Here is a 24,077-nt window from a genome sequence, read left to right as displayed (position 1 = left end):
ACATTCAATCTAGAACTTTCTTTCGATTACATAATCCAGCATTAAATGCAGAGATTCTTTCGCTTCGGAATCGGGAAATTCATTCAGAATATCTTTTGCTTTTTGCTGGTAAGCTTTCATTTTTTCAATCGCGTAATCTAAACCCCCGGATTTTTTTACAAAATCGATGAGTTCTTTTACCCTTTTAGAATCGGTATTGTAACGTTTGATTGTAGTGAAATAATATTTTCGATCGGTTTCAGAAGCCGTTTTTAAAGCATGAATTAACGGCAAAGTCATTTTTTGTTCTTTAATATCGATTCCGACAGGTTTTCCGATGATATTTGAAGTAAGATAATCGAATAAATCATCTTTAATCTGAAAAGCCATTCCCGTTAACGTTCCGAACTCGCGCATTTTTACCGCCAAATTTTCGTCGGCTCCATTCGATAAAACTCCTATTTCACAGCATGCAGCGATTAAAGTTGCCGTTTTCTGTCGAATAATTTCGTAGTAAACATCTTCGGTAATATCGAGTTTTCTGGCTTTTTCAAGCTGTAGCAATTCGCCTTCACTCATCTCCCGAATGGTTCTGGAAATAACCGAAAGTAAGTCAAAATCCTGATGATCTGTAGAGAGCAAAACTGCTTTAGACAAAAGATAATCGCCAACCAAAACAGCAATTTTGTTTTTCCATAAAGCATTGATGGAAAAAAAATTCCGCCTTTTGAAACTTTCATCCACCACATCATCGTGCACCAAAGTTGCGGTGTGAATCAGCTCGATCATGGAGGCTCCGCGAAAGGTTTTTTCGTTCACTTCTCCCAATAGTTTTGCACAAAGAAATACAAACATTGGTCGCATTTGCTTGCCTTTGGTGGTTACGATAAACCTTGTGACTTTATCTAAAAGCGCAACATTGCTTTGCATAGATTCATAAAACTTTTGTTCAAAAAGTTTCATTTCACTGTTGATCGGTCTTCGGATTTCTGCTACGATATTCGCCACGAACTATTAAATAAAGAATGTTTGATGAAAATGATGACAAATATAACTAATTTTCCCTCCAAATAAGCCAAAACCAGAGTTGATTTATGACTTAAAACGATTTCATTTTTCCATGAGGAACAAAATACAAAGCAGGTTTTGCTTTTCCTAAGGGAGTAATAAATTCTTCTCCTGAAATAAAAATTCCATTTTCATCGACCTCGATTCCTTCGATTTGACCGATCGATAAAGCACTTCCTAAGTAATATTTCTGAGGTTTTGCATTAAAGAAAAATCCAGGTTCAGTTTCTTTAAAAATGGAAAGAAATACTTCTGTTTTCTTCGTGTATCCTATTAAATAAAGCTTTTTCTGAAAATAAGCTGCATCAGTAACTACAAAATCAGTTTTAAAAGTCTCGACTTTTTGGGCAGGATTATTATTGGAAATTTCAGGGTCTATCATATAATGAGATGTAGATTTTGAAGCCCATTCTTTGGTGAAAACATGAATTTTCCCGTCTAAAAAAATCATCGCTTCGGCGTCGAAATCATTGTTGAGATTTCGGCTCGAGAAATCGGTTTGTTCCGGATAGAAATAAGAAATCACTTGAACAGAATCGGTTGTTTTTTCTTCATTAAAAGAAATTTTATAAATCTTAAGATCTTTTCTTGTTCCTGCATTATTCCCAAAATCGCCGATATACCAATTCGCTGAATCGGCCGCCATTGCTTCCCAATCCTTGTTAATTAGATTGGTTTTAAAGACATTTTCAATGTTCCCTGATGTTTTATTGATCTCGAAAATTTCAGAAGAATTTCCCCCATCATTGAAAGTGAAAAGTTTATTATTGAAAAGAAATAACCCCGAATTTTCCTTTAAAACCTCAGAAAGCTCCGCTACTTTATATTTTTTTATTTTTAAAAAATCTGTTTGCTGTGCATTACCGATTTGAAAAAAAACTAAAAAAACCAGAATCAGAAAATTTGAACTTATAATTTTCATTTTAAAATTAGTCGCTTTATTTTATTGAAATTATACAGAAATTCGATAGTTCATCAACATCAATTCTAATTTCCACGCGCTCAAATTCTCTAATTTATTTTCGTTGCGGAATTTTAATCGTGTCTGAAATTTACTCACCAGATTTATTCGCCAATTGACCACAAGCTGCATCGATATCGCCTCCGCGGCTTCTACGAATCAAAACAGTAATTCCTGCATTTTCTAGCTGGCGAACATAATTTTCATCTGCATCTTTGTTGCATTGGTCGTATTTTCCGTCACCAATTGGGTTATACTGGATTAAATTCACTTTGGATGGAACCTGTTTGCAATATCTTATCAGCGCTTTTATATCTTCATCCTGATCATTAATCCCTTTCCAAACGCAATATTCGAAGGTTACGGTATTTCCTGTTTTTTCGTACCAGTATTTCAAAGAATCCATAATTTCAGTCAATGGAAATTTATCTGAAAAAGGCATTATTTCATTGCGTTTTTCCTCAATGGCAGAGTGCAAAGAAAGCGCTAATTTCACCCGCAAATCCTCATCAGCAAGCATTTTAATCATTTTCGGAATTCCCGATGTTGAAACCGTTATTCTTCGTGGCGACATGCCCATTCCTTCCGGCTCGGTAATTTTTTTGATCGACTCTACTACGTTTTTATAGTTCATCATCGGCTCGCCCATTCCCATAAAAACAATATTGGAAAGCGGTCTGTCGAAATACAATTTACTTTGCCGATCGATCAGCGCTACTTGATCAACAATTTCTGCAACTTCCAGATTTCTCATTCTCTTCAGCCGGGCAGTTGCACAAAACTCACAGTTTAATGAACAACCGACTTGGGAAGAAACACAAGCTGTAGTTCGGGTTTCGGTAGGAATCAGTACCGATTCTACTAAGAGGCCGTCATGCAATTTTACTCCATTTTTAATGGTTCCGTCGGTAGATTTTTGTAATTGATCAACAGAAATCGGATTGATGGTATATTCCTGCGCAATTTTTTCCCGAAGTTCTTTTGAAAGATTCGTCATTTCATCAATAGAATGGAGATTTTTGCTCCATAACCAATCATAAACCTGCTTTGCACGAAAGGGTTTTTCACCCAAAGTCACAAAATAATCTTTGAGCTGATCGAGCGATAAAGTACGGATGTCTTTCAAAGAAAAAATGTTTAATTAAAGAAGTTGCAAAGATACGGTTTTTCCATAAATTTTTTAAGGAAATGGAAAGGCTTAAAGTAAAAGAGAAATCCCACCGTTTTGAGAATTATTTACAATAATCATTACCTTTGCTCCGAATTGAGAAATATGTCCTTTAAACCTGTTTTTAAAAGCCCGTTTGTATTTAATTTTTCATTTGAAAAGTTACTGAACCAAATGCGGGAGAAAGTTTATCTTTGAATTGCTGAATTACAAAACGCTCAGCATTGTCTAGAATGTCCATTCTAATAATTTGATTCAAATTTATGAAATTAAATATTTTCCGTCAGGCTATTTTTTATTTTTCAGGAATGGTCTTGGTTTCTTGTGCTACAGAAAATGCCCAATATGGAAAAAATGTAAGAAATACTCCTGTTGAGAGAATTAAATCCGAAAATATAGCCCATCGTTTCTATCTCATCGGTGATGCCGGTAACGCTGATCAACAAAGTGCCCAAGCGATACTCGAACAGTTCAAAATGCATTTAGATTCCGCGGGAAACAACAGTACGGTTCTCTTTCTTGGCGACAATATTTATCCTAAAGGTTTATCCAAAGAGAAAGGAAAAGATCGAAAATTAGCGATTGAAAAATTGGATGATCAAATAAGTTTGGTGAAAAATTTCAAAGGTAAAACCATCTTTATTCCAGGAAATCACGATTGGTACAGCAAAGGAATCATTGGATTAAAAGAGCAACAAGACTACATCACCGAAAAACTTGATGATCAATCGGCCTTTCTTCCAAAAAATTCCTGCGCCATTGATCGCAAAAAAATTTCTAAAAACATCACCCTTCTCACCATCGATACCGAATGGTTTTTGGCAGACTGGGACAAAAACTTAGGAATTAATGAAAAATGCGACATCAAAACTCGTGAAGATTTTTTCTCAGAATTTGAAAGTGAACTCAATAAAAATCAAAATAAAACGGTAATCGTTGCCCTTCATCATCCACTGATTGACCATGGTTCTCACGGTGGATATTATTCCCTAAAAAAACAAATTTTTCCTCTGGAAGGCAAATTTCCATTGCCAATTTTAGCAACAGGAATTAATCTTGCTCGCGCAACCGGCGGGATCACTCATCAAGATTTGTCGAATGCCAATTATAGAAAACTCACTTCCCGATTAAAAACATTGCTTGCCAATCGCGATAATGTGATCGTAGTTTCCGGGCACGACCATAATTTACAATATATCGAAGAAGGCAAAATCCGTCAGATCATCAGCGGTGCCGGCTCCAAAAACGAACCTGCAGCAACAGTTGGTCCGAACGATTTTTCGTACGGAAAGAACGGATATGCTGTACTCAATATTTCGGAATCCGAAGATGCATCTGTTTCTTTTTTCGGAAGAGAAAATAATCAGGAAAAACTTTTATTTCAGAAACAAGTTTTAGAAAATTCAGAATACAATCCCAACCAATATCCTTCGACATTTCCCGCAGAAACGACTTCTTCTGTTTATCCAAAATCCTTCACCAGAAAAAGCCATCTCTATGAATTTTTGTGGGGAAAAAATTACAGGGAAAATTATTCAACTCCGGTGAAAGTGCCGACCTTGCAAATTGATACGCTTTTTGGTGGTGCTAAACCCGGCAGATCAGGTAGTGGACATCAAACCAATTCTCTGCGTTTAAACACTCCTAAAGGTGAATACGTGATTCGAGCTTTGAAGAGAAGCGGAGTGCGGTTTCTGCAGTCTGTTGCTCTTAAAAATCAATATATAGAAGAAGATTTTGCAGGAGGTTTTGCAGATCAGTTTCTTTTAGACTTTTATACTTCATCGCATCCGTTTACACCTTTAGCTATAGGAGATTTATCGGAAGCTGTTGGCTTGAAACATACTGACCCAACTTTGGTTTATGTTCCTAAACAAAATGGATTGGAAAAATTCAATCAGAATTTCGGCGACGAACTGTATTATCTGGAAGCAAGACCTGCGGAAACCGAAGAAAATCCTATAGAGGTATTGGGAACAGAGGAAGTCATCAAACTTTTGGGAAAAGACGAAAAATATAAAATTGATGAAAAAAATTACATCAGAGCGCGACTTTTCGACATGTTGATTGGCGATTGGGACCGACACCACGACCAATGGAAATGGGAACAAAAACCTGAAGGAAAAGTGATCTATCTATCTCCAATTCCTAAAGATCGCGATCAAGCTTTTGTGCGTTATGACGGTCTTTTGACGAAATTTATTCTCGATTTTCCGGGACTACGTCATATGCAGAGTTTTGATGAAAAAATCAAAAATATAAAATGGTTCAATATGGAGCCCTACCCTTTGGATCTGGCTTTTACTACAGCTTCTACCGAAGAAGATTGGCTTCGCGAAGCAGCATTTATCCAAAATCATCTCAACTCAGAAATTATAGCGTCTGCATTTGAAAAACTGCCAAAAGAAGTGCAAAGCAGCGACATTGATCGTATTAAAAAAAATCTGGAAATCAGAAAAAATGACCTGCAAAAATACGCTTCGGAATATTATAAAATCGTTCAAAAAACCGTATTGCTGACCGGAACAAATAAAAAAGACAAATTTGCCATCACCCGACTTCCACAGAACGAAACCGAAGTGAAAATCTATCGACAGAAAAAAAGTGGTGAAGAACTGGTTTTTGAGAAAAAATATTCCAAAAAACAAACGAAAGAAATTTGGATGTATGGATTGGGCGACGATGATCAATTTGAAGTTAATGGAAACCAAAGTAATCCAATAAAAATTCGTCTTTTAGGTGGATTAAATAATGATGTTTACACAATCAATAAAGGGAACAACGTACATATTTACGATTATAAAAGCAAGAAAAACACCTTCAATACTAAAAATGGCATAATTACCCTTTCCGATAATTATGATCTGAACGAATATCAATATAAAAAGCCAAAATTCAACGTATTTTCCACTAACCTCAATTTAGGTTACAACCCTGATGATGGCGTGATTGTAGGATTAAATACGAGTTGGACAAAAAAAGGTTTTAACCAAAATCCATTTTCATCAAAACATACTTTAAAAACCAATTATTTTACCTTATCAAACGGTTACGAAATCCGCTACGAAGGAATATTCCCAAGAATTGTCGGAAACTGGTTCTATCAAATCAATGCGGGTTACACAGACTCTCACTATATCCGAAATTATTTCGGAAATGGAAATCTCACCACCAATAACCATGATACTTTTGAGGAAAAATATTACCGTGTTCGCGCCGGAGAGTTTTATGCCAAACCATCGATCAATTGGAGAAAAAATGCGAGCTTATTCTCCGCAAAATTAATTTATGAAGGTTTAAAAATCGAAAAAACAGAAAATCGTAGAATTGCGATTCCAAATATTGTAGATGAAAATGTTTTTTCAACCAATTATTTTGCAGGAATAGATGTAGGATTTCGCTTCGAAAATGTAAATAAAAAGGTAAATCCGAGTCTAGGAATGAAGTTTGACAGCAAATTTACCTATCGACAAAACCTTAACAACGGCGACAAAAAACTTCCTACTTTCGAAACCGGTTTAGGATTCACTCATTATCTCACCAAAAATGAAAAACTCACCTTTTCCACTTACGCAAAAGCGAAATGGCTGCTGAGCGATGACTATGAATTTTATCAAATGGCAACTTTAGGCGGAGACGACGATCTTCGAGGTTTCCGATTTGATCGTTTTTATGGAAAAAGTTCTTTCTACCAAACTTCGGATATTCGTTGGTCGATCGGGAATTTCCGAAATGCTTTTGTCCCTTTAAAAATCGGAATTTTCGGTGGTTTTGATTACGGACGGGTTTGGCTTCCGAATGAATTTACCAAAAAATGGCATACTTCTGCAGGTGCAGGAATTTGGCTCAACGCGATCGATATGGTGGGAATTCAGGCTTCCTATTTTCGATCGTCGGACAAAGGGAGATTTGTTGCTGGATTTGGAATGAATTTCTAAATTACAGCTTTAATCGATAAAGAAAAGAATCTCCTTTTTTTGCTGATTCATCAGTAATCAAAATAGTTTCGTTGGTTTCAAAACACAGTCCTTCTTTTTGAGTAAAATTTTCCAATTCAATCATTTTCGATTTTCCTGAAAAGAAATTATCATCTTTAAAATCAGTGAAAATCCATACTTTATCGGAACTCAAAAGTGCAACTTTCTTTTTATCCGGACTTATGGCTGCACTTGTTACAGCGCAATGGTTGAAATTACCACAAGTCACAAACTCAGCTAATTTCTTCGCTGGAAGTTTTGTTTGGGAATTGTTATCCAAGCGGTACAGAGAAGTGGTTCCATCAAATTTTGAACTTCTGTTTTTAGTAAACAAATAAAAATGATTGTTATAAAAGAAAAAAGATTCTACATCAAACACCTTTTCTTTCTTCTTTGGCGGGAAATCTTTTTGTTCAGGATAATAGAACTGGACAATTTCCGAAGCATTCGCTTCACCTTTAATCAAATCAGAGGCATTAATTTTATAAATGGCCAAATTCTGTCTCTCGTTATCATTATTCCCGAAATCCCCGATGTAGAGGTTCCCTTCGTCATCAGAAGAAAGGTCTTCCCAATCATTGTTTTCCACGTTTGAAATCCTGATTTTGCGAATCAGTTCGCCATTTTTATTAAATCCGAAAAGCAAATTTTCATTGCCTTGATCTTCTATGGTCCAAATTAAATTAGATGCTGTGGAAATTTCGCACGCCGATGCTTCTTTGATTTCCTTGGGAAGCGTAGTAACAACTTTGATACGTTGTTGCGCATTTTGTCGGCAGTTGGTCGCGAATAAGATGATGGCGGAAAAAAATAAGGCTTTCATAATTTTTATATGAATATTCAAAATTACTAAAATAAGAATGCACAACCGAAATTGTGCATTCATTAAAAATTCTAATTCTTTTTTGTACTCATTTACAAAATCAGCATTGCGTCACCATAGGTGAAGAATTTGTATTCATTTTTAATGGCTTCTTCGTAAGCGTGCATCACGAAATCTTTCCCTGCAAATGCCGCGACCATCATCAACAAAGTCGATTTTGGCGTGTGGAAATTGGTAATCATTGCATTTGCGACTCCGAATTCGTGTGGTGGGAAGATAAATTTATTGGTCCAACCGTGGTAAGCACCAATTTTTTTGTTGGAAGAAACTGAGGTTTCCAAAGCGCGCATTGTGGTGGTTCCTACTGCGCAAACTCTTCTTTGTTCAGCAACGGCTTTGTTAATAATATCAGCATTTACCTGATCAATAATAGCTTCCTCAGATTCCATTTTGTGTTTGCTCAAATCTTCCACTTCAATCGGGTTGAACGTTCCTAGGCCAACGTGAAGCGTAACTTCAGCGAAATCGATTCCTTTGATTTCGAGTTTTTTCATCAAATGTTTCGAGAAGTGCAAACCGGCAGTCGGAGCTGCTACAGCACCTTCGTGTTTTGCGTAGATGGTTTGGTAACGTTCAGCATCTTCCGGTTCAACTGGTCTTTTGATGTACTTTGGAAGTGGAGTTTCACCCAGTTCCTTTAATTTAGCACGAAATTCTTCGTAAGAACCATCATACAAAAATCTCAAAGTTCTTCCTCTAGAAGTCGTGTTATCGATCACTTCAGCAACCAAAGATTCGTCTTCGGTGAAGAATAATTTATTTCCGATTCTGATTTTTCTTGCAGGATCTACCAACACGTCCCAAACTCTGGTTTCTTTATCGAGTTCTCTTAACAGAAAAACTTCGATTTTTGCGCCGGTTTTTTCTTTGTTTCCGTACAATCTTGCTGGGAAAACTTTAGTATTGTTGAAGATGAAAAGATCGTGCTCATCGAAATAATCGACTACATCTTTGAATAATTTATGCTCAATGGTTTGTGTTTTTCGATCCAAAACCATCAGTTTCGATTCGTCTCTATGCTCAGCGGGATGTTCTGCCAAAAGTTCTTCCGGTAAATGGAAATTGAAATCAGATGTTTTCATTTTTTAAATTACGGTTTAAAAATTAATATCCGAAAACCCAATGATTTCCGGCCTGCAAATATACGACATTGAGGAGGCTTTGTCAAGTTTATTATTAAAACGCAATTTTTTTAAAAATTTCATTATTGCGGAACAGTCAAATCCAGACGTACATTTTTGTACTCAGCTAAACGAAAATCGCAGCTACAAGGCGGATAATTACATGTGTACTTCGCATTTTCAACAATTATATTTTCATCAATGTTAATATTTTTCTCATTTTCGAAAGGATGCATTATTGCAATTCGAAATACTGGAAACAAATTTTTATTGGCTTTTTTAAAGGAAAATTGATATTCTTTACTCGGTTTTTTAGCTTTTCTGGTTTTAAAAATTTTCAAGGTTGCTCCAGTATTGCTTTTGTTACTCCATTCATATCGATAGTGATTCTGAGATATAGGGTGTTTATGTAAACTATTCGTTTTTATATATTTAAAACTAAAAATAATTCCCTTTCCATTTTTAATTTCAGTTACCTCAAACTCGTGTACTTTGTTTTGCTCCTCATCCGTAAGATAGGCATAGAAATTTTCTGAACCTCGTAAAAGTCTTAAATAATAATTGAAATTATCGGTATTAAAATAGTTCACAACTTCATTCTGTACATTCTCATTTTTACCAACCGCAATATATTTGGTAAGAAAATCAAATGAATAAGTCTGTGAATTACCTATTGCAAAAAGCAGTAGAAAAGTAAAAGCATAAATTTTTTTCATAAAAACGATTTTAAGATTTCCCATTCTCTGAGTTTTTTTTCGAAGGAAATCGTGTGAAGTGGACTGGTTGACGGCAAAACGAATATAGGAATTGCACATTCTTTTCCCATTATTTTTTGTAAATTTTTAAATGATTTCTGCCCATTGCAAAAAATAGCTTTAATACTTGGGTAGTTTTGCAGCAATTGCTGAATATCGTTCGCTTCTTCATTTCTAATTTCAGAATCTAGACTTCCTTTTCGTTCGCAAGTATCGATTACATCCCAAAGAGCAATATTATTTATTTTTAAAAATTCTAATTTTTCACCATAATCTGACGTCAAATTTTCATTAAATAAATGAAAAATAATCTTCCAAAATTGGTTTTGAGGATGTGCGTAATATTCTTCCATCTCCAAAGATTTCGCGCCCGGTACAGAACCTAAAATTAAAATTTTGGCATCTTCCGAAACTATTGGATCAAAGGAAGAAATTCGGTTTGGCGACTCTTTAAAATTCATTTGATTTTTTTTGCAACTAAATAATTTTTTGGGATGATTAATGCAGTTTTAAATATATTAAATTTTTAATTATGAAAAAATTATCATTAATTTTTGGAATGATGGTGTTGCTTTTTACGACAAGTTGTAGAGAAATCGCCAATTCAGTACTTGATGCATTACCACCTTTCGATGTTCCATTTACCACCAATGTAACTGTTCCGCTTGCAACTTTGAGTACAACTTCCTACACACGAACGCCGGAAATCCCGATGAATATTGATTTGGATAAATCAATTAAAGAAAACAACCCCAAATTTTCGATCAATAATCTAAAATCTGTAAAGCTCAATTCGTTGAATATGCAATATGTAAGTTCACAATTTGATACAAAGTTGGATGTCATTAAAGACGCAAAAATTTACATCAAAGCACCAAATCTTCCGGAAAAGTTAATTGCAACAGCATTGAACAATACGAATCCAGATACGATTACTTTCACCGTTGCCAACGAAGAACTCTTGGAATATTTTCGAACTTCTCAGAATTCATTGATTTTTGAAATTCAAGGCAGCAGACTTTCGGCAGACCAAATTACTCTGAAAATCAACTCAGGTTTCAATGTGAAAGTTCAATTATAAAAAACACAATTTCTTATATAACAAAAAAGCTTCCGAACAATTTCAGAAGCCTTTTTTTTATTTGAAAGTCCGATTACAGGGTTTCTCTTAACCAATCGAAAAATTCTCTCTGCCATACCAGACCGTTGTGAGCGTTCAAAACCCAGTGATTTTCGTTCGGAAAATACAGGAATTTCGCCTTCAAACCGTGAAGTTTTGCAGCTTGAAATGCTTCCTGACCTTGCTCATAGGGCACTCGATAATCGATTCCGCCCTGGATGATCATCATTGGTTTATTCCATTGATCCACAAAGTTAATTGGATTGAATTCGGTGAAAGCTTTAGGAAGCGGTTTTTCCATTGGACTTCCCACATCCCAATTGGCAAACCATAATTCATCGGTTGTTAGCGCCCAAGATTTCATATCGAACAACCCATCGTGCGCGATGAAGGTTTTAAAACGATTATTGTGAATTCCCGCCAACATGAAAACGCTGTATCCACCGTAGCTCGCTCCTACCGCTCCCATTCTATCGCCATCTACATAAGGTAATGTTTTCGCGTAATCTGCGGCAGCAAGATAATCTCTCATCGGTTGACCGCCCCAATCTTTCGAGATTTCCTCGTTCCATTGTGTTCCCCAACCCGGCATACCTCGGCGGTTTGGTGCGACTACGATATATCCATTAGCAGCCATCAAAGCAAAATTCCATCGGGTGCTGAAAAATTGGGTTAAAGCTGATTGTGGACCACCTTGGCAGTATAAAAGGGTAGGATAATTTTTGTTAGGATCGAAATTTGGTGGATAATGGAACCACACTCCCATTTCTTTTCCGTCGGTGGTTTTCACCATTTTCAACTCAGATTTTCCGGGAGTTAATTTGGCGTAATTATGTTTGTTGATATCTGTAACCTGCTTCATCTCTCCGTTTTTTAAATCAACAGAAAACAAATCCGGATTGTGATTGATATCGGTTCTGGTAACTAATAATGTATTTTTGTTCTGCGCCAAAATTTCATTAACATCAAAATCTCCTTTGGTTATCTGTTGGATTTTTGCGGTTTTCGGATTTAAAGAGAAAAGTTGCTTGGTACCTCTAAACGCTGTGGTATAATAAATCGTCTTAGAATCTGCAGCCCAAAAAACGTCACCTACTACACTTTCGTCCCAATCTTTAGTAAGGTTGGAAACTTTTTGAGATTTCCAATCCATGATTTTGATATCGTTTTTATCCGCTTCATAACCATCTCTTTCCATCGACATCCACAAAAGAGTTTTTCCGTCCGGTGAAAATTTCGGTCCCATATCGTACCCCTTATTGCTTTCTGTAAGATTTTTGGTCATACCTGAACTCAAATCATACACGAAAATATCAGTATTGGTAGATTTTGCATATTCAGTGCCGCTCAATGGTTTAGTAACATATAGCAATTGGCTAGAATCCGGACTCCAAATAAAATCTTCAGCTCCACCAAATGGTCTTTGCGGTGAATCCCACATTTTTCCTTCAAGCAAATCCTTAGCATTTTCTACGTTTTGTGAAACATTTACGACAAAAACATGGTTGTATTTTCCTTCATTAAAATAATCCCAATGACGGTGATTGAGGTCGGTATAAATGTGCGCGGTAGTTTTCGGAACATCCGAATATTTATCCTTTCCCATCACTTTTTCAACCAAAACCTGCTTGCTGAATGCTACTTTTTTTCCATCAGGAGAAATTACAATATTATCAGCATCACCAATGGTGTAGAATTCTATCCATGTTTTTCCGGCATCTTTCGATAGAAAAATTTTATCTCCTTCCTGAGCATAAATTCCGTTTTTATCCCACTGGATCAACGCTTTTTTACCTAAATCCAGATTCGTAGATTCTGCCGTTTCTATGTTAAAAAAATAGTTTTTCTTATTATTCTTTTCGGTTTTTAGGTCGGTTTTCCCGATGGAATAAATTAAGGAAGACTGATCCGGAGAAACTGCGGTAACACTTAATTTATTGAGCGTCCAAAGAATTTCCGGCGTCATAACATTTTGTGCATTCATAAGAAAAGGTGCTGCAATAGCGAGAATGGTGTGTTTTAGCTTCATAAAAATTAATTTAAAAAACTGCAGTAAGAAATTCCAGACTGCAGTTTGACAAATATAAAGAAAATTAAGCCGATAAATTATTGCACAAGCTCAAGTTCTCTAAGGTAATCTTCAGTATTTTCGGGCGAAATCATGTAAGTTTTTCCGGATTTCATTGTGATTTGTATTTTCTTGTCGAGATTCGTGACATACCAAACATCGTTTCCGTTGAAATAACCGAAATAACCAAACAATCCTCCAACGCCAAAGGTTCGGATGTTGAATTTTTTTCCCGTAATGATGTCTAATTCTGCAATTTCTTCTCTTTTAATTTTAAAATTCACAAAATTGTTTTTAATTAAAATATTCTTCTGCGCATCCACAGAAATTTCCGGAATCATCAAATAGGACGAAATTAATGCAATGCAAACTACCGCCACAGGAAATAGTAGAAAAAAAGCTTTTTCGGTAAAAATTTCATAACCGCCAAAACCAATTACAACAAGGCAAATTAAACCAAAAAGAATAGTAAAAATCTTGGTTTGAAGATCCATTTTGGCTGTCGGAAAAGTTTTCATTTTCTCAAAATAAAAGGAAAAATTGAAGTTGAAATTAGTCTTTTGAGGAAGTATAAATCCCGCTGAGCAATGATGTGATTAATGAAAGTGCGATGCTGAAAATAAATGCCCACCAGAATCCATCAACTTGCATCCCATCGATAAAATAATCGGCAATTAAAATTACCAAAGCATTGATTACTAGAGAAAAAAGTCCGAGGGTAAGAATTGTTAATGGTAATCCTAAAATTTTCAGAATTGGAGTAACAATTAAATTTAAAACACCTAAGACGATGGCAAAAACAATTGCCGTAGAAAATCCATCGATGTGAACACCTGATAATACTTTGGTAAGGAAAAAAGCAACTATAGCAGTTACTAAAAGTCTGATAATTAAGTTCATATAAATTATAATTTAGTTAATACATCGTTTGATATTTTCTTAAATGTCATGGATTTTCCGATCCATTTGAATTTCCAAAAACCTCGTACTTTTAAGATTCCATCTTTGGTTAAACTAGCGGAAGAATCCCAATATCTACCGCAGGTGGCATCATAGATTTTTCCATTTTCCCACGAATGATTGTGAGCATTATAGCGCAATCCTTCTAGAATTTCCATTCCGAGTATTTTTCTTTTACGAAGAGCAGGGTTGGGATTTTCCGTATCGTAGCGCATATTCATAGGTTTTCCGCTGCCCAAAGTTTGATCGAACCATAGTACTTTTGCCCGAAATTCATCATTTAATTTATACACTTCTACCGCTACACTTTTATCCGTGGCAAGCCAACTTCCCAAAACTAAATCTGCTTTGGATTGGCCACTCACAGTAAAAAAAATGAGGTTGAATGCTATTAAAAAAAATCTCTCCATTTTCCAAAGCAATATACAAGATTTTTGCCATTTTTTTAAGTTAATTCATGAAATTTTTAAATTTTAATTAAAAAAATACCATAATAGAAAAATCCCAACTCAAAGCGGGGATTTCATCATACGTAATCATATTTTCTTAGAAACTTAGAACTCTTACATCAATTCTTCTGTTTTGAGCTTTGCATTCATCGGTATCATTGGCTTCGCATACCGGGAATTGCGAACCATATCCTTCCACTTCTATTCTGTCGGCAGAAATTCCCATTTCTAGCAATTTCAATTTTGCAGTTTGTGCACGAAGGTTTGATAATTTCAAGTTGCTACTTTCGTTTCCGGTATTGTCGGTATATCCACCTAATTTCACTTTAAGATTAGGATACGCATTCATGATTTCGGCCAAATTATTTAGTTGCGCTTCGGAACCAGGCTTCAAATCTCCGCTTCCACTTTGGAAATAAAGGTTTTCAATGGTGTACCATTGGTTGGGATTTAGAATTTTTTGATCTTCCAATTTCACTCCGTTATACATGGCATATAACTGGCTGTTTTCTCCGATAGCAATGGATTTATTGGTTAATTTAATTTCTTGAATATCACCAGTATCGTACACGAAATCTCCTTCTTCATTCAGGCTACCTTTTACTTCTTGGGCTTCTAATGAAGTTCCTGCGTTCATTCCTTGGACAGCAACAGTTGTAGCGGCCATAGTTCCAGCATTTGCCATCAAAGATTCTAATTTTAATTTTCTGTTTTCCTCGATTTTATCTTTATGTAAAATAGCCAATGTAGGCGCTATTACCAATGAAACAATCGACATTAATTTGATTAAAATATTCATCGAAGGCCCGGAGGTATCTTTGAACGGATCTCCGACTGTATCTCCGGTTACGGACGCTTTGTGAGGATCAGAACCTTTGTAATAAGTTTGTCCATTGATATCAACACCTTTTTCAAAAGATTTTTTTGCATTGTCCCAAGCTCCACCAGCGTTATTCTGGAACATTCCCATCAACACGCCAGAAACAGTAGCTCCTGCTAAAAATCCACCTAAAACTTCAGGCCCAAAAATAAAACCAACAAGAAGTGGGGAAACGATCGCAATTGCTCCCGGAAGTAACATTTTTTTAATGGAAGCATCCGTAGAGATCGCGACACATTTCTCGTACTCAGGGGTGGCTTTTCCTTCAAGAATTCCGGGGATTTCTCTGAATTGTCGTCTCACTTCCTCCACCATGGCCATTGCAGCTTGCCCAACAGCGGTGATGGCTAATGAAGAAAATATAAACGGAATCATTGCTCCAACAAACAATCCAGCTAAAACATCAGCGCGATAAATATCAATTCCATCGATACCCGCAATTCCAACGAAAGCTGCAAATAAAGCCAAAGCCGTTAATGCTGCTGATGCGATTGCAAAACCTTTTCCTGTTGTAGCGGTAGTATTTCCAACAGCATCCAAAATGTCTGTTCTTTCTCGAACTTCCTTCGGTAATTCGCTCATTTCGGCAATACCACCAGCGTTATCAGCGATAGGACCGAAAGCGTCAATTGCTAATTGCATTGCAGTTGTAGCCATCATTCCGGCTGCTGCGATTGCGACTCCATAAAGTCCTGCGCAAAGAAAAGATCCATAAATTCCACCAGCTAAAACCAAAATCGGTAATAAGGTAGATTCCATTCCGACAGATAAACCACCAATAATATTGGTTGCGTGACCAGTTGAAGATTGTTTTACGATACTTTTTACAGGTCTTTTGCCCATTGCGGTATAATATTCGGTAATGATACTCATCAATGTTCCTACAATTAATCCTACTATGATGGCTCCGAAAACACCCATTTTTGTGAATTCATGACCTCTTAAAGTCATTGTTTCCGGCAATAAATAATTAACAAGAAAATAAGAGGAAACCGCTGTAAGTACGATACTTCCCCAATTTCCTAAATTCAAGGCATTTTGCACAGGTGCCGTATCCAATTCTGTTTGATCTGCAATTTTCACAAATAAAGTTCCAATCATTGAAAAAATAATTCCCGTTCCTGCGATAAGCATTGGCAAAAGAATCGGTGCATACCCACCGAATGCATCTTGGGAAAAAGTTTCTCTACCCAAAACCATTGTTGCTAAAACAGTTGCTACATAAGAACCGAACAAATCCGCTCCCATTCCGGCAACATCACCTACGTTGTCGCCCACGTTATCCGCAATTGTAGCTGGATTTCGGGGATCATCTTCCGGAATTCCAGCTTCTACTTTACCTACTAAATCAGCACCCACATCGGCTGCTTTGGTGTAAATACCGCCACCTACTCTTGCAAAAAGCGCAATCGATTCTGCTCCCAATGAAAATCCGGTAAGAATTTCGATGGTTTTTTCCATTTCATGAGAATCAACGGGCGAACCTGGCGCGAAAATTTGCTTAATGATCAGGTATAAAGCACCTAATCCCAAAACCGCCAAACCAGCAACCCCCATTCCCATGACAGAACCACCTGTAAAAGAAACTTTCAAAGCTTTAGATAAAGAGGTTTTCGCGGCTTCGGCAGTTCTAACATTAGCTTTGGTGGCGATTTTCATCCCAATAAAACCTGCTAATGCCGAAAGAATTGCGCCAACAATAAATGCCAATCCTATACTCCAATGGGAATTAGCATTCGATGCGCCCATCACACCAAGCAAAATAGATACAATGACCACAAAATACAGCATGATTTTGTATTCTGCTTTTAAGAAAGCCATTGCACCATCCGCTATGTGACCGCTGATTTCTTTCATCCGATCGTTTCCCGCGTTTTGTTTACTCACCCATGCGCTTTGAACAAAGGTGTAGATTAAGGCCAAAATACCAAAAATAGGTACTAAAATAAATAGATTCATAGATTATTTTTTAATGTTAACAAACTGTTAAATAAAACCTTAAATCTAAAGTACACATTTATTTTCAATTACTTGTAATTTTTTTTCATGATGAAAATCAACAAAAAAAAACAGATGCGAACACCTGTTTTTACTATAACTGAGAAGTATTTTGGATTAACCTCCAAATTTACTTGCATAATCTTTTTGAGAAGCTTTGATCACTTTTTTAGCATGTTCAGCTCCGTAAACTTCCTCGATTCTACATTTTGCCGGCTCATCCGGAAGATTTTTGTAGGTCAAGAAGTAGTGCATCAATCTCTTGATTTCAGCTTGTGGTAATTCTGTAACATCGCGGAAATGCCCAAAAGCGTGATCACCCTTCATCACCGCAACGATTTTATCATCTGCTTCTCCTTTATCAATCATTTTGAAACCTCCGATTGGAATTGCCTCCATCAACATTCCTCCTGCGTGAATATTGTGCGAACTTAGCACACAAATATCAAGTGGATCTAAATCTCCAACAGTAACATCTGTTGCACCACTTTCGATGGCCAATTTCAGCACTTCATCGTGGCAATACGTTCTTGGAATAAATCCGTACAAAGCTGGAATAATATTGGAAAACTGTTGCGGACGGTCAACTTTAAGGTAACCACTTTGTTTATCGATTTCGTATTTGATGGTATCGGAAGGAACGATTTCTACAAAAACGTTCACAACATCTGGCGCTTCTGCACCTGCAGAAATCCCATGCCAAGGATGTGCTTTAAAATTTGGTATCATTTATTTATATTAATTTACTATTAAATTTTCTTTTCTTAATTCTTCTAAACAATTCGCGATGAAATCTTCTTCATTCATATAATTCATCAAAAAAATTGTTTTATAATCGTCCAAAGATAAATTGTTGCCTAGATTTTCATAGGTTTTATGAAGCAAATGCAACATGTTATTTTTGCAATTGACTACATTTTTCCAAGTTTTAGCGGTGATATAAAGCTGTTGTGATGCATTATAATCAAATTCGTCATTAATCGTCTTTTCAATTAGAAAAACAAATTCGTGAGGAGCAAGATTTTTATCAAATTTTGTGACTAAATTCGAGGGTTTTAACCTCTCTAAAAAAAGGGTGAGCCGCTCGTAAGCATGAACCCGCTGTTCGGAATTGCCTTTAATTGTTAATAATTTTATTTCCTGATTTTTGAGTTTAATATAGCTAAAAACAAACTGCCTGATGAAGACCACAAATGGCAATGCTACCAACAGAGCAAAAGCATACGGAAAATAAGGCGAATCGATCATAAACAATAATAAGAGTGCAAAATTACGACTTTTTAGCTATTCTAGAAAAATTACTTTTTAACGATTTTTTTTGGTTAAAAACAAATATGAATGGGAAAATAAATTTATTTAAAAATAAGTTCAACTTAAAAACAATATTTTTTTCACCAACTTTTTCTTTGAATTTTGAATGGCTGAATAAGGCCTTAATTCCGGCCGAAAACCACGAAAAAACTCTTCTACAGAAGGAATTTCGCTCCCTTCAAAATCGAAAATTTTAGTTTCAATATGATTTTTTATTGCGTGATCTATGAGCACCGAAGCTCCGCTCAATTTCACGAAGTTTTTATCATTAAATGTTCCCAAAAGCGTCACCGACTGCGAACTTACATGCAGTGCAATCAAATTAATCATCTTTTTTTGATAGTAAAATGCATAAAGCTGAAGTGTATTTTCATGAAAAAATGCTTCAAAAATCCTTATAAAATCAGCCAAATCACTTTTTTTATTTGCTCCCATCATATTCTTTTCGATAAAGTGTTTGGCTTCATCAAAATGAACATCACCTGAAAGCTGAGATTCCTCCAAAACTTCTGGATCCAATCGTAGTTTTCGTTTTCTTTTCGGAGAATATTTTTTTTGAACGTTCTCATATTGATTAGGAAAAATAAGGAAATTTTTTCTTTGGTTTAAATGCTTCGAAAAACCGTTTTTATCATTAAAAGCATAATACCAAATCCGATATTTTTTCTCAAAATATTTTAAAAACAAATCATTAATTTCGACTGAATCCGATTCTGAAAAAACACCAAGTTGCTGACAAAGTTTAGGATTTACTACAATCTTGATGCCCATTTTTCGGATGTAAGGAACCGGCATTAAGGCCTCGTAGTCTTTATAAACGAGAAGTTCCCATTTTTTTTGTGAGGTAATATCCAAATACTGTTTTTCTGCCGAATATTTATATTGTTCCGATCGCAACAGGCATTCTTCATATTTACCAAAATCTATTTCTTGGTACTTTAATCGTCTTATCATAACAAATTTTCATCAGCAAAACTGAAATAAGAATTTTGTGAAATAATTAAATGATCCAACAGTTGAATATTTAGTAATTTTCCCGCATCGCTGATTTGTTTGGTAATTCGCAAATCCTCTTGGCTGGGCTTCAGATTTCCGGAAGGGTGATTGTGGGCAATGCCAATTGCGGTGGCGAAACATTCCAATGCAGTCTTAAACAAAATCCGGATATCAACAACCGATTGGTTAATTCCTCCAGAAAAAAGTCTCGATTTTCCTAAAACTTTATTGTTTTGGTTTAGAAAAACTACCCAAAATTCCTCCGTTTGCAAATCTGATAAATACGGATGTAAAACCGAATAAAAATCTTTGCTGTCGCTGATTTTCACTCTTTCTGGAACTTCTTGTGAAGCTCTTCTTCGGCCAATTTCTAGTGCAGTGGCTATCGAAATTGCTTTCGCCTCGCCTATTCCTTTAAATTTCATCAAATCCGAAATCGAAAGTAAGGATAAATTATGCCAATTATTTGCTACAGAATTCAGAATTTTTCTACTTAAATCCACTGCGGAATCTTCCCGATTTCCACTTCCCATAATGATTGCCAGCAATTCTGCATCAGAAAGAGAATTTTTACCTTTCAGTAAAAATTTTTCCCGTGGTCGGTCGTCTTCAGCTAGAAACTTTATGGACATGGTGAAGGTTATTTAATGCTGAATATTCAATCTTTTAAAGTTACTAAAAAAAATTAGGAATGGGAATTCCAATTACAATTAAGAAATGATTTGACCATCTTTCATGACAAATTTTCGATCTGTAATGGCCGCTAAACCCGCATTGTGCGTTACGATAACAAATGTTTGGTTGTACTTATCACGAAGATCAAAAAAAAGTTGGTGCAAATCGTCTGCATTTTTGGAATCTAAATTTCCTGTGGGTTCGTCTGCAAAAATAATCTTCGGTGAATTGATTAATGCTCTTGCAACCGCGGCTCTTTGCGCTTCACCACCCGACATTTCGTTGGGTTTATGATGAAGTCGGTGCGCGATATTCAAATCTTCAAACAGTGAGTATGCTTTTTCCAAAGACTCTTTTTCATTTTTCCCGGAAATTCTGGTCGGTAGCAATACGTTTTCTAAAGCCGTAAATTCCGGTAGAAGTTGATGAAATTGAAAGACAAAACCAATATTTTCATTGCGAAATTTAGAAAGTTGCCGGTCATTCATATTAATAAAGGACTTCCCTGCCAAAGCGATTTCTGTATCGAAATTTTTAGGATCCGTGGGAGTATCGAGCGTTCCAAGAATCTGCAGAAGTGTAGATTTTCCGGCGCCGGATTCTCCAACGATAGAAACAACCTCTCCCTCCAAGATATGAATATCGACTCCTTTCAAAACCTCTAAATCTCCGTATGATTTATGAATATTTTTTGCTCTTATCATAACTTCAAAAATAGTGAAAATGATTGTAATATTTAAAGAAAAAAATCCTTCCAAAAATATTTTGAAAGGATTTTGAAATATGTTTTATGAAAACTAGAGCAATAGAGTCAAAGGTTGCTCCAAATAAGTTCTCAAAGTTTGCAAAAATTCTGCTCCCGTAGCGCCATCGACTACTCTGTGGTCACATGCCAATGAAAGTTTCATGGTGTTTCCAACAACGATTTGACCATCTTTCACGATAGGTTTTTCTATAATTGCACCTACGGAAAGAATCGCGGAATTCGGTTGATTGATAATTGAAGTAAAGGTTTCGATACCAAACATTCCAAGGTTGGAAATAGAGAAAGTAGAACCTTCCATTTCATTGGCTTTCAAACCTTTAGACTTCGCTCTACCTGCCAAGTCTTTTACCGCAGCGGAAATCTGATTGTAGTTCATTTGATCTGCATTTTTCAAAACAGGAACCACCAAACCATCTGGAATTGCTACTGCCACACCAATATTGATATTACCGTGGTGAACAATTTTATCAGCATGCCATGTAGAATTCACTTGTGGATGTTTTCTTAATGCCATTGCGGTAGCTTTAATCACCATATCGTTAAATGAAATTTTGGTATCCGGTAGGGAATTAATTTCTTTTCTGGCCTCAATTGCTTTATCCATGTTGATTTCTACAATCAGATAATAATGTGGCGCAGTGAATTTACTTTCAGAAAGTCTTTTTGCGATGATGTTTCTCACCTGAGAATTTGGAGTTTCAGAATCTTCTCCTTGAACAAAATTCATTACTTGCGGAGCTTGTTTTGCCTCGGCTTGAGCCGGTTTCGGTTGATTTGAAGAAGTTGCAGCAGGGCTGAAACCTTCAACATCTTTTTTAACAATTCTTCCGTTTTCACCCGTTCCTTTCAAAGCATGAACATCGATGCCTTTTTCCTCCGCAATTTTCTTGGCTAAAGGAGAAATTGCAATTCTTTCATTTGATGAACTTGCAACCGGCGCAGTTTGTGACTCCGTCAATTTTTCTACTTTCTCTTCAGCAACTGGTTGAGATTCGGATTTTTTTCCACCTCCGGAAAGAATTCCGGAAACATCAGTTCCTGCTGGACCAATAATAGCTAAAACCTCATCTACAGGGCTTGCCCCCCCTTCTTCGGTACCGATATATAAAAGATTTCCGTTGAATTCTGATTCGAAATCTTGAACAGCTTTATCTGTTTCTATTTCTGCTAAAATATCGCCTTCTTTAACGGAATCTCCTACTTTTTTATGCCATTTCGCTACTTTTCCTTCAGTCATTGTATCCGAAAGACGAGGCATGGTAATAATTTCAACACCTGCAGGAACTTTAGCAGCAGTTTGCGCTTCTTCTTTTTCCACAGGTTTTGTAGTTTTCACAGCAGTAATATTATCTTCAGTTTTATTTTCTTCGGGAATTCCTGCAGCTTCATTTCCACCTTTTAAATCTGAAATATCTTCACCTGCCTCACCGATAATAGCCAAGACCGCATCAACGGGAGAAGATCCACCCTCTTCGGTGCCGATGTATAGAAGTGTTCCGTTGAATTCCGATTCGAAATCCTGAACGGCTTTATCGGTTTCAATTTCAGCCAAAATATCTCCTTCTTTTACTGGATCACCAACTTTTTTGTGCCATTTAGCCACTTTACCATCCGTCATTGTATCGGAAAGACGCGGCATTGTAATTACTTCAGCCATATATTTTTCTTATTTAAAATTTAAAAACGATTGCGAGAAAGTCTGTTTTCGTTTTCAAAATAAATGATTAATTATTTTCTAATTTATTAAGGAATGGATAATCTTCTTGCGCGTAAACGTATGCGTACAATTTATCTGCAGTTGGATAAGGAGATTGTTCCATAAATTCTACACATTCTTCAACGAATTCTTTTGATTTTTCGTCAAGAGCACTTAACTCATCTTCGGTCGCCCAATTATTGTCCAGAATTTTTTTCTTCACGATTTCGATAGGATCATCCTTTTTATGCTCAGCTACCTCGTCTTTAGTTCTGTAAGGTTCCGCATCTGACATCGAGTGACCTCTGTATCGGTAAGTTCTTGCCTCGATAAAAGTTGGTCCGTCTCCTCTTCTTGCTCTTTCGATGGCTTCGTATGCCGCTTCAGCTACTTTTTCAGGATCCATCGCATCTACAGGAAAACATGGCATTTCGTAACCAAGTCCTAATTTGTAGATATCTTCGTGGTTAGCAGTTCTTTTTACAGAAGTTCCCATCGCATATTGATTGTTTTCTACAACGAAAACTACAGGAAGTTTCCAGTTCATCGCCATGTTGAAGGTTTCATGAAGAGAACCTTGTCTTGCTGCCCCATCACCGAAGAAACAGATATTCACGCCACCAGTTTCGAAATATTTATCAGCAAAAGCGATTCCTGCTCCCAAAGGAATTTGACCGCCAACAATACCGTGGCCACCATAGAATCTTTTTTCTTTGCTGAAAATGTGCATTGAACCACCCATTCCACCTGAAGTTCCCGTAGCTTTACCGCAAATCTCCGCCATAATCCTTTTCGGATCAACCCCCATCGCCATAGGATGGATGTGGCATCGGTAAGCGGTAATCATGCTGTCTTTTGTAAGATCCATTGCATGTGCAAAACCAGCGGGAATTGCTTCCTGCCCGTTGTACAAATGCAAAAACCCACGGATTTTCTGTTTGAGGTAAAGAGATCGGCATTTGTCTTCAAACCTTCTCCACATCGTCATTTCTTCATACCATTTAAGGTACACATCTTTTGAAAATTCTTTCATATTTAATCGCAATATTTAGCAAAAATAATAAAAATCTTTGTCTTTACTGCTAGCTTATCTTGATAAATATTAAGAGCCTGTTTAAAAATTAAATTAGAAAAATTCGTACGGCGTTTATTTTATAAAATAATCTTATAAAAAACTGATTGTCAGTTGTTTATGTTGTTTATTTTCCGTAACTTGTTGGTTACTAATCAATTAAATTACAGTGAA

21 protein-coding genes are annotated in these 24,077 nt (G+C 36.2%); 2 read left to right on the top strand and 19 right to left on the bottom strand.

The genetic code is table 11. The annotated features are described in order from the left end of the window. Positions 1-9: 9 nt before the first annotated feature. The 3 genes from AP75_RS09695 to rlmN all read right to left on the bottom strand — a co-directional run bounded on the left by AP75_RS09695 (position 10) and on the right by rlmN (position 3,134). A complete protein-coding gene (locus AP75_RS09695) occupies positions 10-987 on the bottom strand; it encodes a polyprenyl synthetase family protein (RefSeq protein WP_031502131.1) in 978 nt (325 codons plus the stop codon). A gap of 91 nt (positions 988-1,078) precedes the next feature. Continuing rightward, complete coding sequence (locus AP75_RS09690) at positions 1,079-1,969, bottom strand: hypothetical protein (protein WP_185116478.1); 891 nt, start codon at positions 1,967-1,969, stop codon at positions 1,079-1,081. Between the two features lie 130 nt (positions 1,970-2,099). Further along, the gene (gene rlmN / locus AP75_RS09685; RefSeq protein ID WP_031502072.1) at positions 2,100-3,134 is read right to left on the bottom strand and encodes a 23S rRNA (adenine(2503)-C(2))-methyltransferase RlmN; all 1,035 of its coding nucleotides are present in this window, start codon (positions 3,132-3,134) and stop codon (positions 2,100-2,102) included. A gap of 305 nt (positions 3,135-3,439) precedes the next feature. Here rlmN and AP75_RS09680 point away from each other — a divergent pair, with 305 nt between their 5' ends. Further along, a complete protein-coding gene (locus AP75_RS09680) occupies positions 3,440-7,114 on the top strand; it encodes a metallophosphoesterase (RefSeq protein WP_088264483.1) in 3,675 nt (1,224 codons plus the stop codon). A 1-nt stretch (position 7,115) separates the two neighbouring features. Here AP75_RS09680 and AP75_RS09675 read toward each other — a convergent pair whose 3' ends face one another. The 4 genes from AP75_RS09675 to AP75_RS09660 form a co-directional block, all read right to left on the bottom strand. Continuing rightward, positions 7,116-7,976: a hypothetical protein gene (locus tag AP75_RS09675; RefSeq protein WP_031501678.1), complete on the bottom strand. Its 861-nt coding sequence runs from the start codon at positions 7,974-7,976 to the stop codon at positions 7,116-7,118. Between the two features lie 92 nt (positions 7,977-8,068). Beyond that, positions 8,069-9,118, bottom strand: a complete 1,050-nt coding sequence (gene queA, locus AP75_RS09670) for a tRNA preQ1(34) S-adenosylmethionine ribosyltransferase-isomerase QueA (RefSeq protein ID WP_031501677.1) — start codon at positions 9,116-9,118, stop codon at positions 8,069-8,071. A 122-nt stretch (positions 9,119-9,240) separates the two neighbouring features. After that, positions 9,241-9,873: a hypothetical protein gene (locus tag AP75_RS09665; RefSeq protein ID WP_088264481.1), complete on the bottom strand. Its 633-nt coding sequence runs from the start codon at positions 9,871-9,873 to the stop codon at positions 9,241-9,243. After that, positions 9,870-10,373 carry a DNA-deoxyinosine glycosylase gene (locus AP75_RS09660; protein WP_088264479.1) on the bottom strand — a complete coding sequence of 168 codons (504 nt, stop codon included), beginning with the start codon at positions 10,371-10,373 and terminating at the stop codon, positions 9,870-9,872. Before AP75_RS09660 ends, AP75_RS09665 begins: the two co-directional genes overlap by 4 nt. Positions 10,374-10,444: 71 nt before the next feature. Here AP75_RS09660 and AP75_RS09655 point away from each other — a divergent pair, with 71 nt between their 5' ends. Continuing rightward, the gene (locus tag AP75_RS09655) at positions 10,445-10,993 is read left to right on the top strand and encodes a hypothetical protein (protein WP_031502063.1); all 549 of its coding nucleotides are present in this window, start codon (positions 10,445-10,447) and stop codon (positions 10,991-10,993) included. Between the two features lie 73 nt (positions 10,994-11,066). Here the strand turns inward: AP75_RS09655 and AP75_RS09650 are convergent, their stop codons facing one another. The 12 genes from AP75_RS09650 to pdhA form a co-directional block, all read right to left on the bottom strand. Beyond that, the gene (locus AP75_RS09650; RefSeq protein ID WP_031502064.1) at positions 11,067-13,061 is read right to left on the bottom strand and encodes a S9 family peptidase; all 1,995 of its coding nucleotides are present in this window, start codon (positions 13,059-13,061) and stop codon (positions 11,067-11,069) included. A gap of 77 nt (positions 13,062-13,138) precedes the next feature. Continuing rightward, positions 13,139-13,618 (bottom strand): PH domain-containing protein, encoded by a 480-nt coding sequence (locus tag AP75_RS09645; RefSeq protein ID WP_031502065.1) that lies wholly within the window; start codon positions 13,616-13,618, stop codon positions 13,139-13,141. 34 nt (positions 13,619-13,652) lie between these two features. After that, entirely contained in the window at positions 13,653-14,000 is a 348-nt protein-coding gene (locus AP75_RS09640; RefSeq protein WP_031503213.1) for a phage holin family protein, read from the bottom strand. Between the two features lie 5 nt (positions 14,001-14,005). After that, positions 14,006-14,470 (bottom strand): DUF2147 domain-containing protein, encoded by a 465-nt coding sequence (locus AP75_RS09635; protein WP_034767205.1) that lies wholly within the window; start codon positions 14,468-14,470, stop codon positions 14,006-14,008. Between the two features lie 136 nt (positions 14,471-14,606). Then, positions 14,607-17,348 (bottom strand): sodium-translocating pyrophosphatase, encoded by a 2,742-nt coding sequence (locus AP75_RS09630; RefSeq protein ID WP_031503208.1) that lies wholly within the window; start codon positions 17,346-17,348, stop codon positions 14,607-14,609. Positions 17,349-17,504: 156 nt separating this feature from the next. Beyond that, positions 17,505-18,116 (bottom strand): inorganic pyrophosphatase, encoded by a 612-nt coding sequence (locus tag AP75_RS09625; protein WP_031503206.1) that lies wholly within the window; start codon positions 18,114-18,116, stop codon positions 17,505-17,507. 9 nt (positions 18,117-18,125) lie between these two features. Further along, on the bottom strand, positions 18,126-18,635 hold the full coding sequence (locus AP75_RS09620) for a DUF7935 family protein (RefSeq protein WP_088264477.1): 510 nt from the start codon (positions 18,633-18,635) through the stop codon (positions 18,126-18,128). 120 nt (positions 18,636-18,755) lie between these two features. Beyond that, on the bottom strand, positions 18,756-19,652 hold the full coding sequence (locus tag AP75_RS09615) for a hypothetical protein (protein ID WP_031503203.1): 897 nt from the start codon (positions 19,650-19,652) through the stop codon (positions 18,756-18,758). Continuing rightward, positions 19,649-20,326, bottom strand: a complete 678-nt coding sequence (gene radC, locus AP75_RS09610) for a RadC family protein (protein WP_088264475.1) — start codon at positions 20,324-20,326, stop codon at positions 19,649-19,651. The genes AP75_RS09615 and radC overlap by 4 nt, the downstream gene beginning before the upstream one ends. A 78-nt stretch (positions 20,327-20,404) precedes the next feature. Then, complete coding sequence (locus tag AP75_RS09605; RefSeq protein WP_031503200.1) at positions 20,405-21,073, bottom strand: ABC transporter ATP-binding protein; 669 nt, start codon at positions 21,071-21,073, stop codon at positions 20,405-20,407. A gap of 93 nt (positions 21,074-21,166) precedes the next feature. After that, positions 21,167-22,792 carry a pyruvate dehydrogenase complex dihydrolipoamide acetyltransferase gene (locus AP75_RS09600; protein ID WP_088264473.1) on the bottom strand — a complete coding sequence of 542 codons (1,626 nt, stop codon included), beginning with the start codon at positions 22,790-22,792 and terminating at the stop codon, positions 21,167-21,169. 67 nt (positions 22,793-22,859) lie between these two features. Beyond that, positions 22,860-23,864: a pyruvate dehydrogenase (acetyl-transferring) E1 component subunit alpha gene (pdhA, locus tag AP75_RS09595; protein ID WP_031503198.1), complete on the bottom strand. Its 1,005-nt coding sequence runs from the start codon at positions 23,862-23,864 to the stop codon at positions 22,860-22,862. Between the last annotated feature and the right edge of the window lie 213 nt (positions 23,865-24,077).

This window comes from Kaistella haifensis DSM 19056 (assembly GCF_000735695.2).
Classification (GTDB): domain Bacteria; phylum Bacteroidota; class Bacteroidia; order Flavobacteriales; family Weeksellaceae; genus Kaistella; species Kaistella haifensis.
The sequence above is the reverse complement of the archived record's forward strand: the minus strand, read 5'-3'. Positions and strand labels throughout refer to the sequence as shown.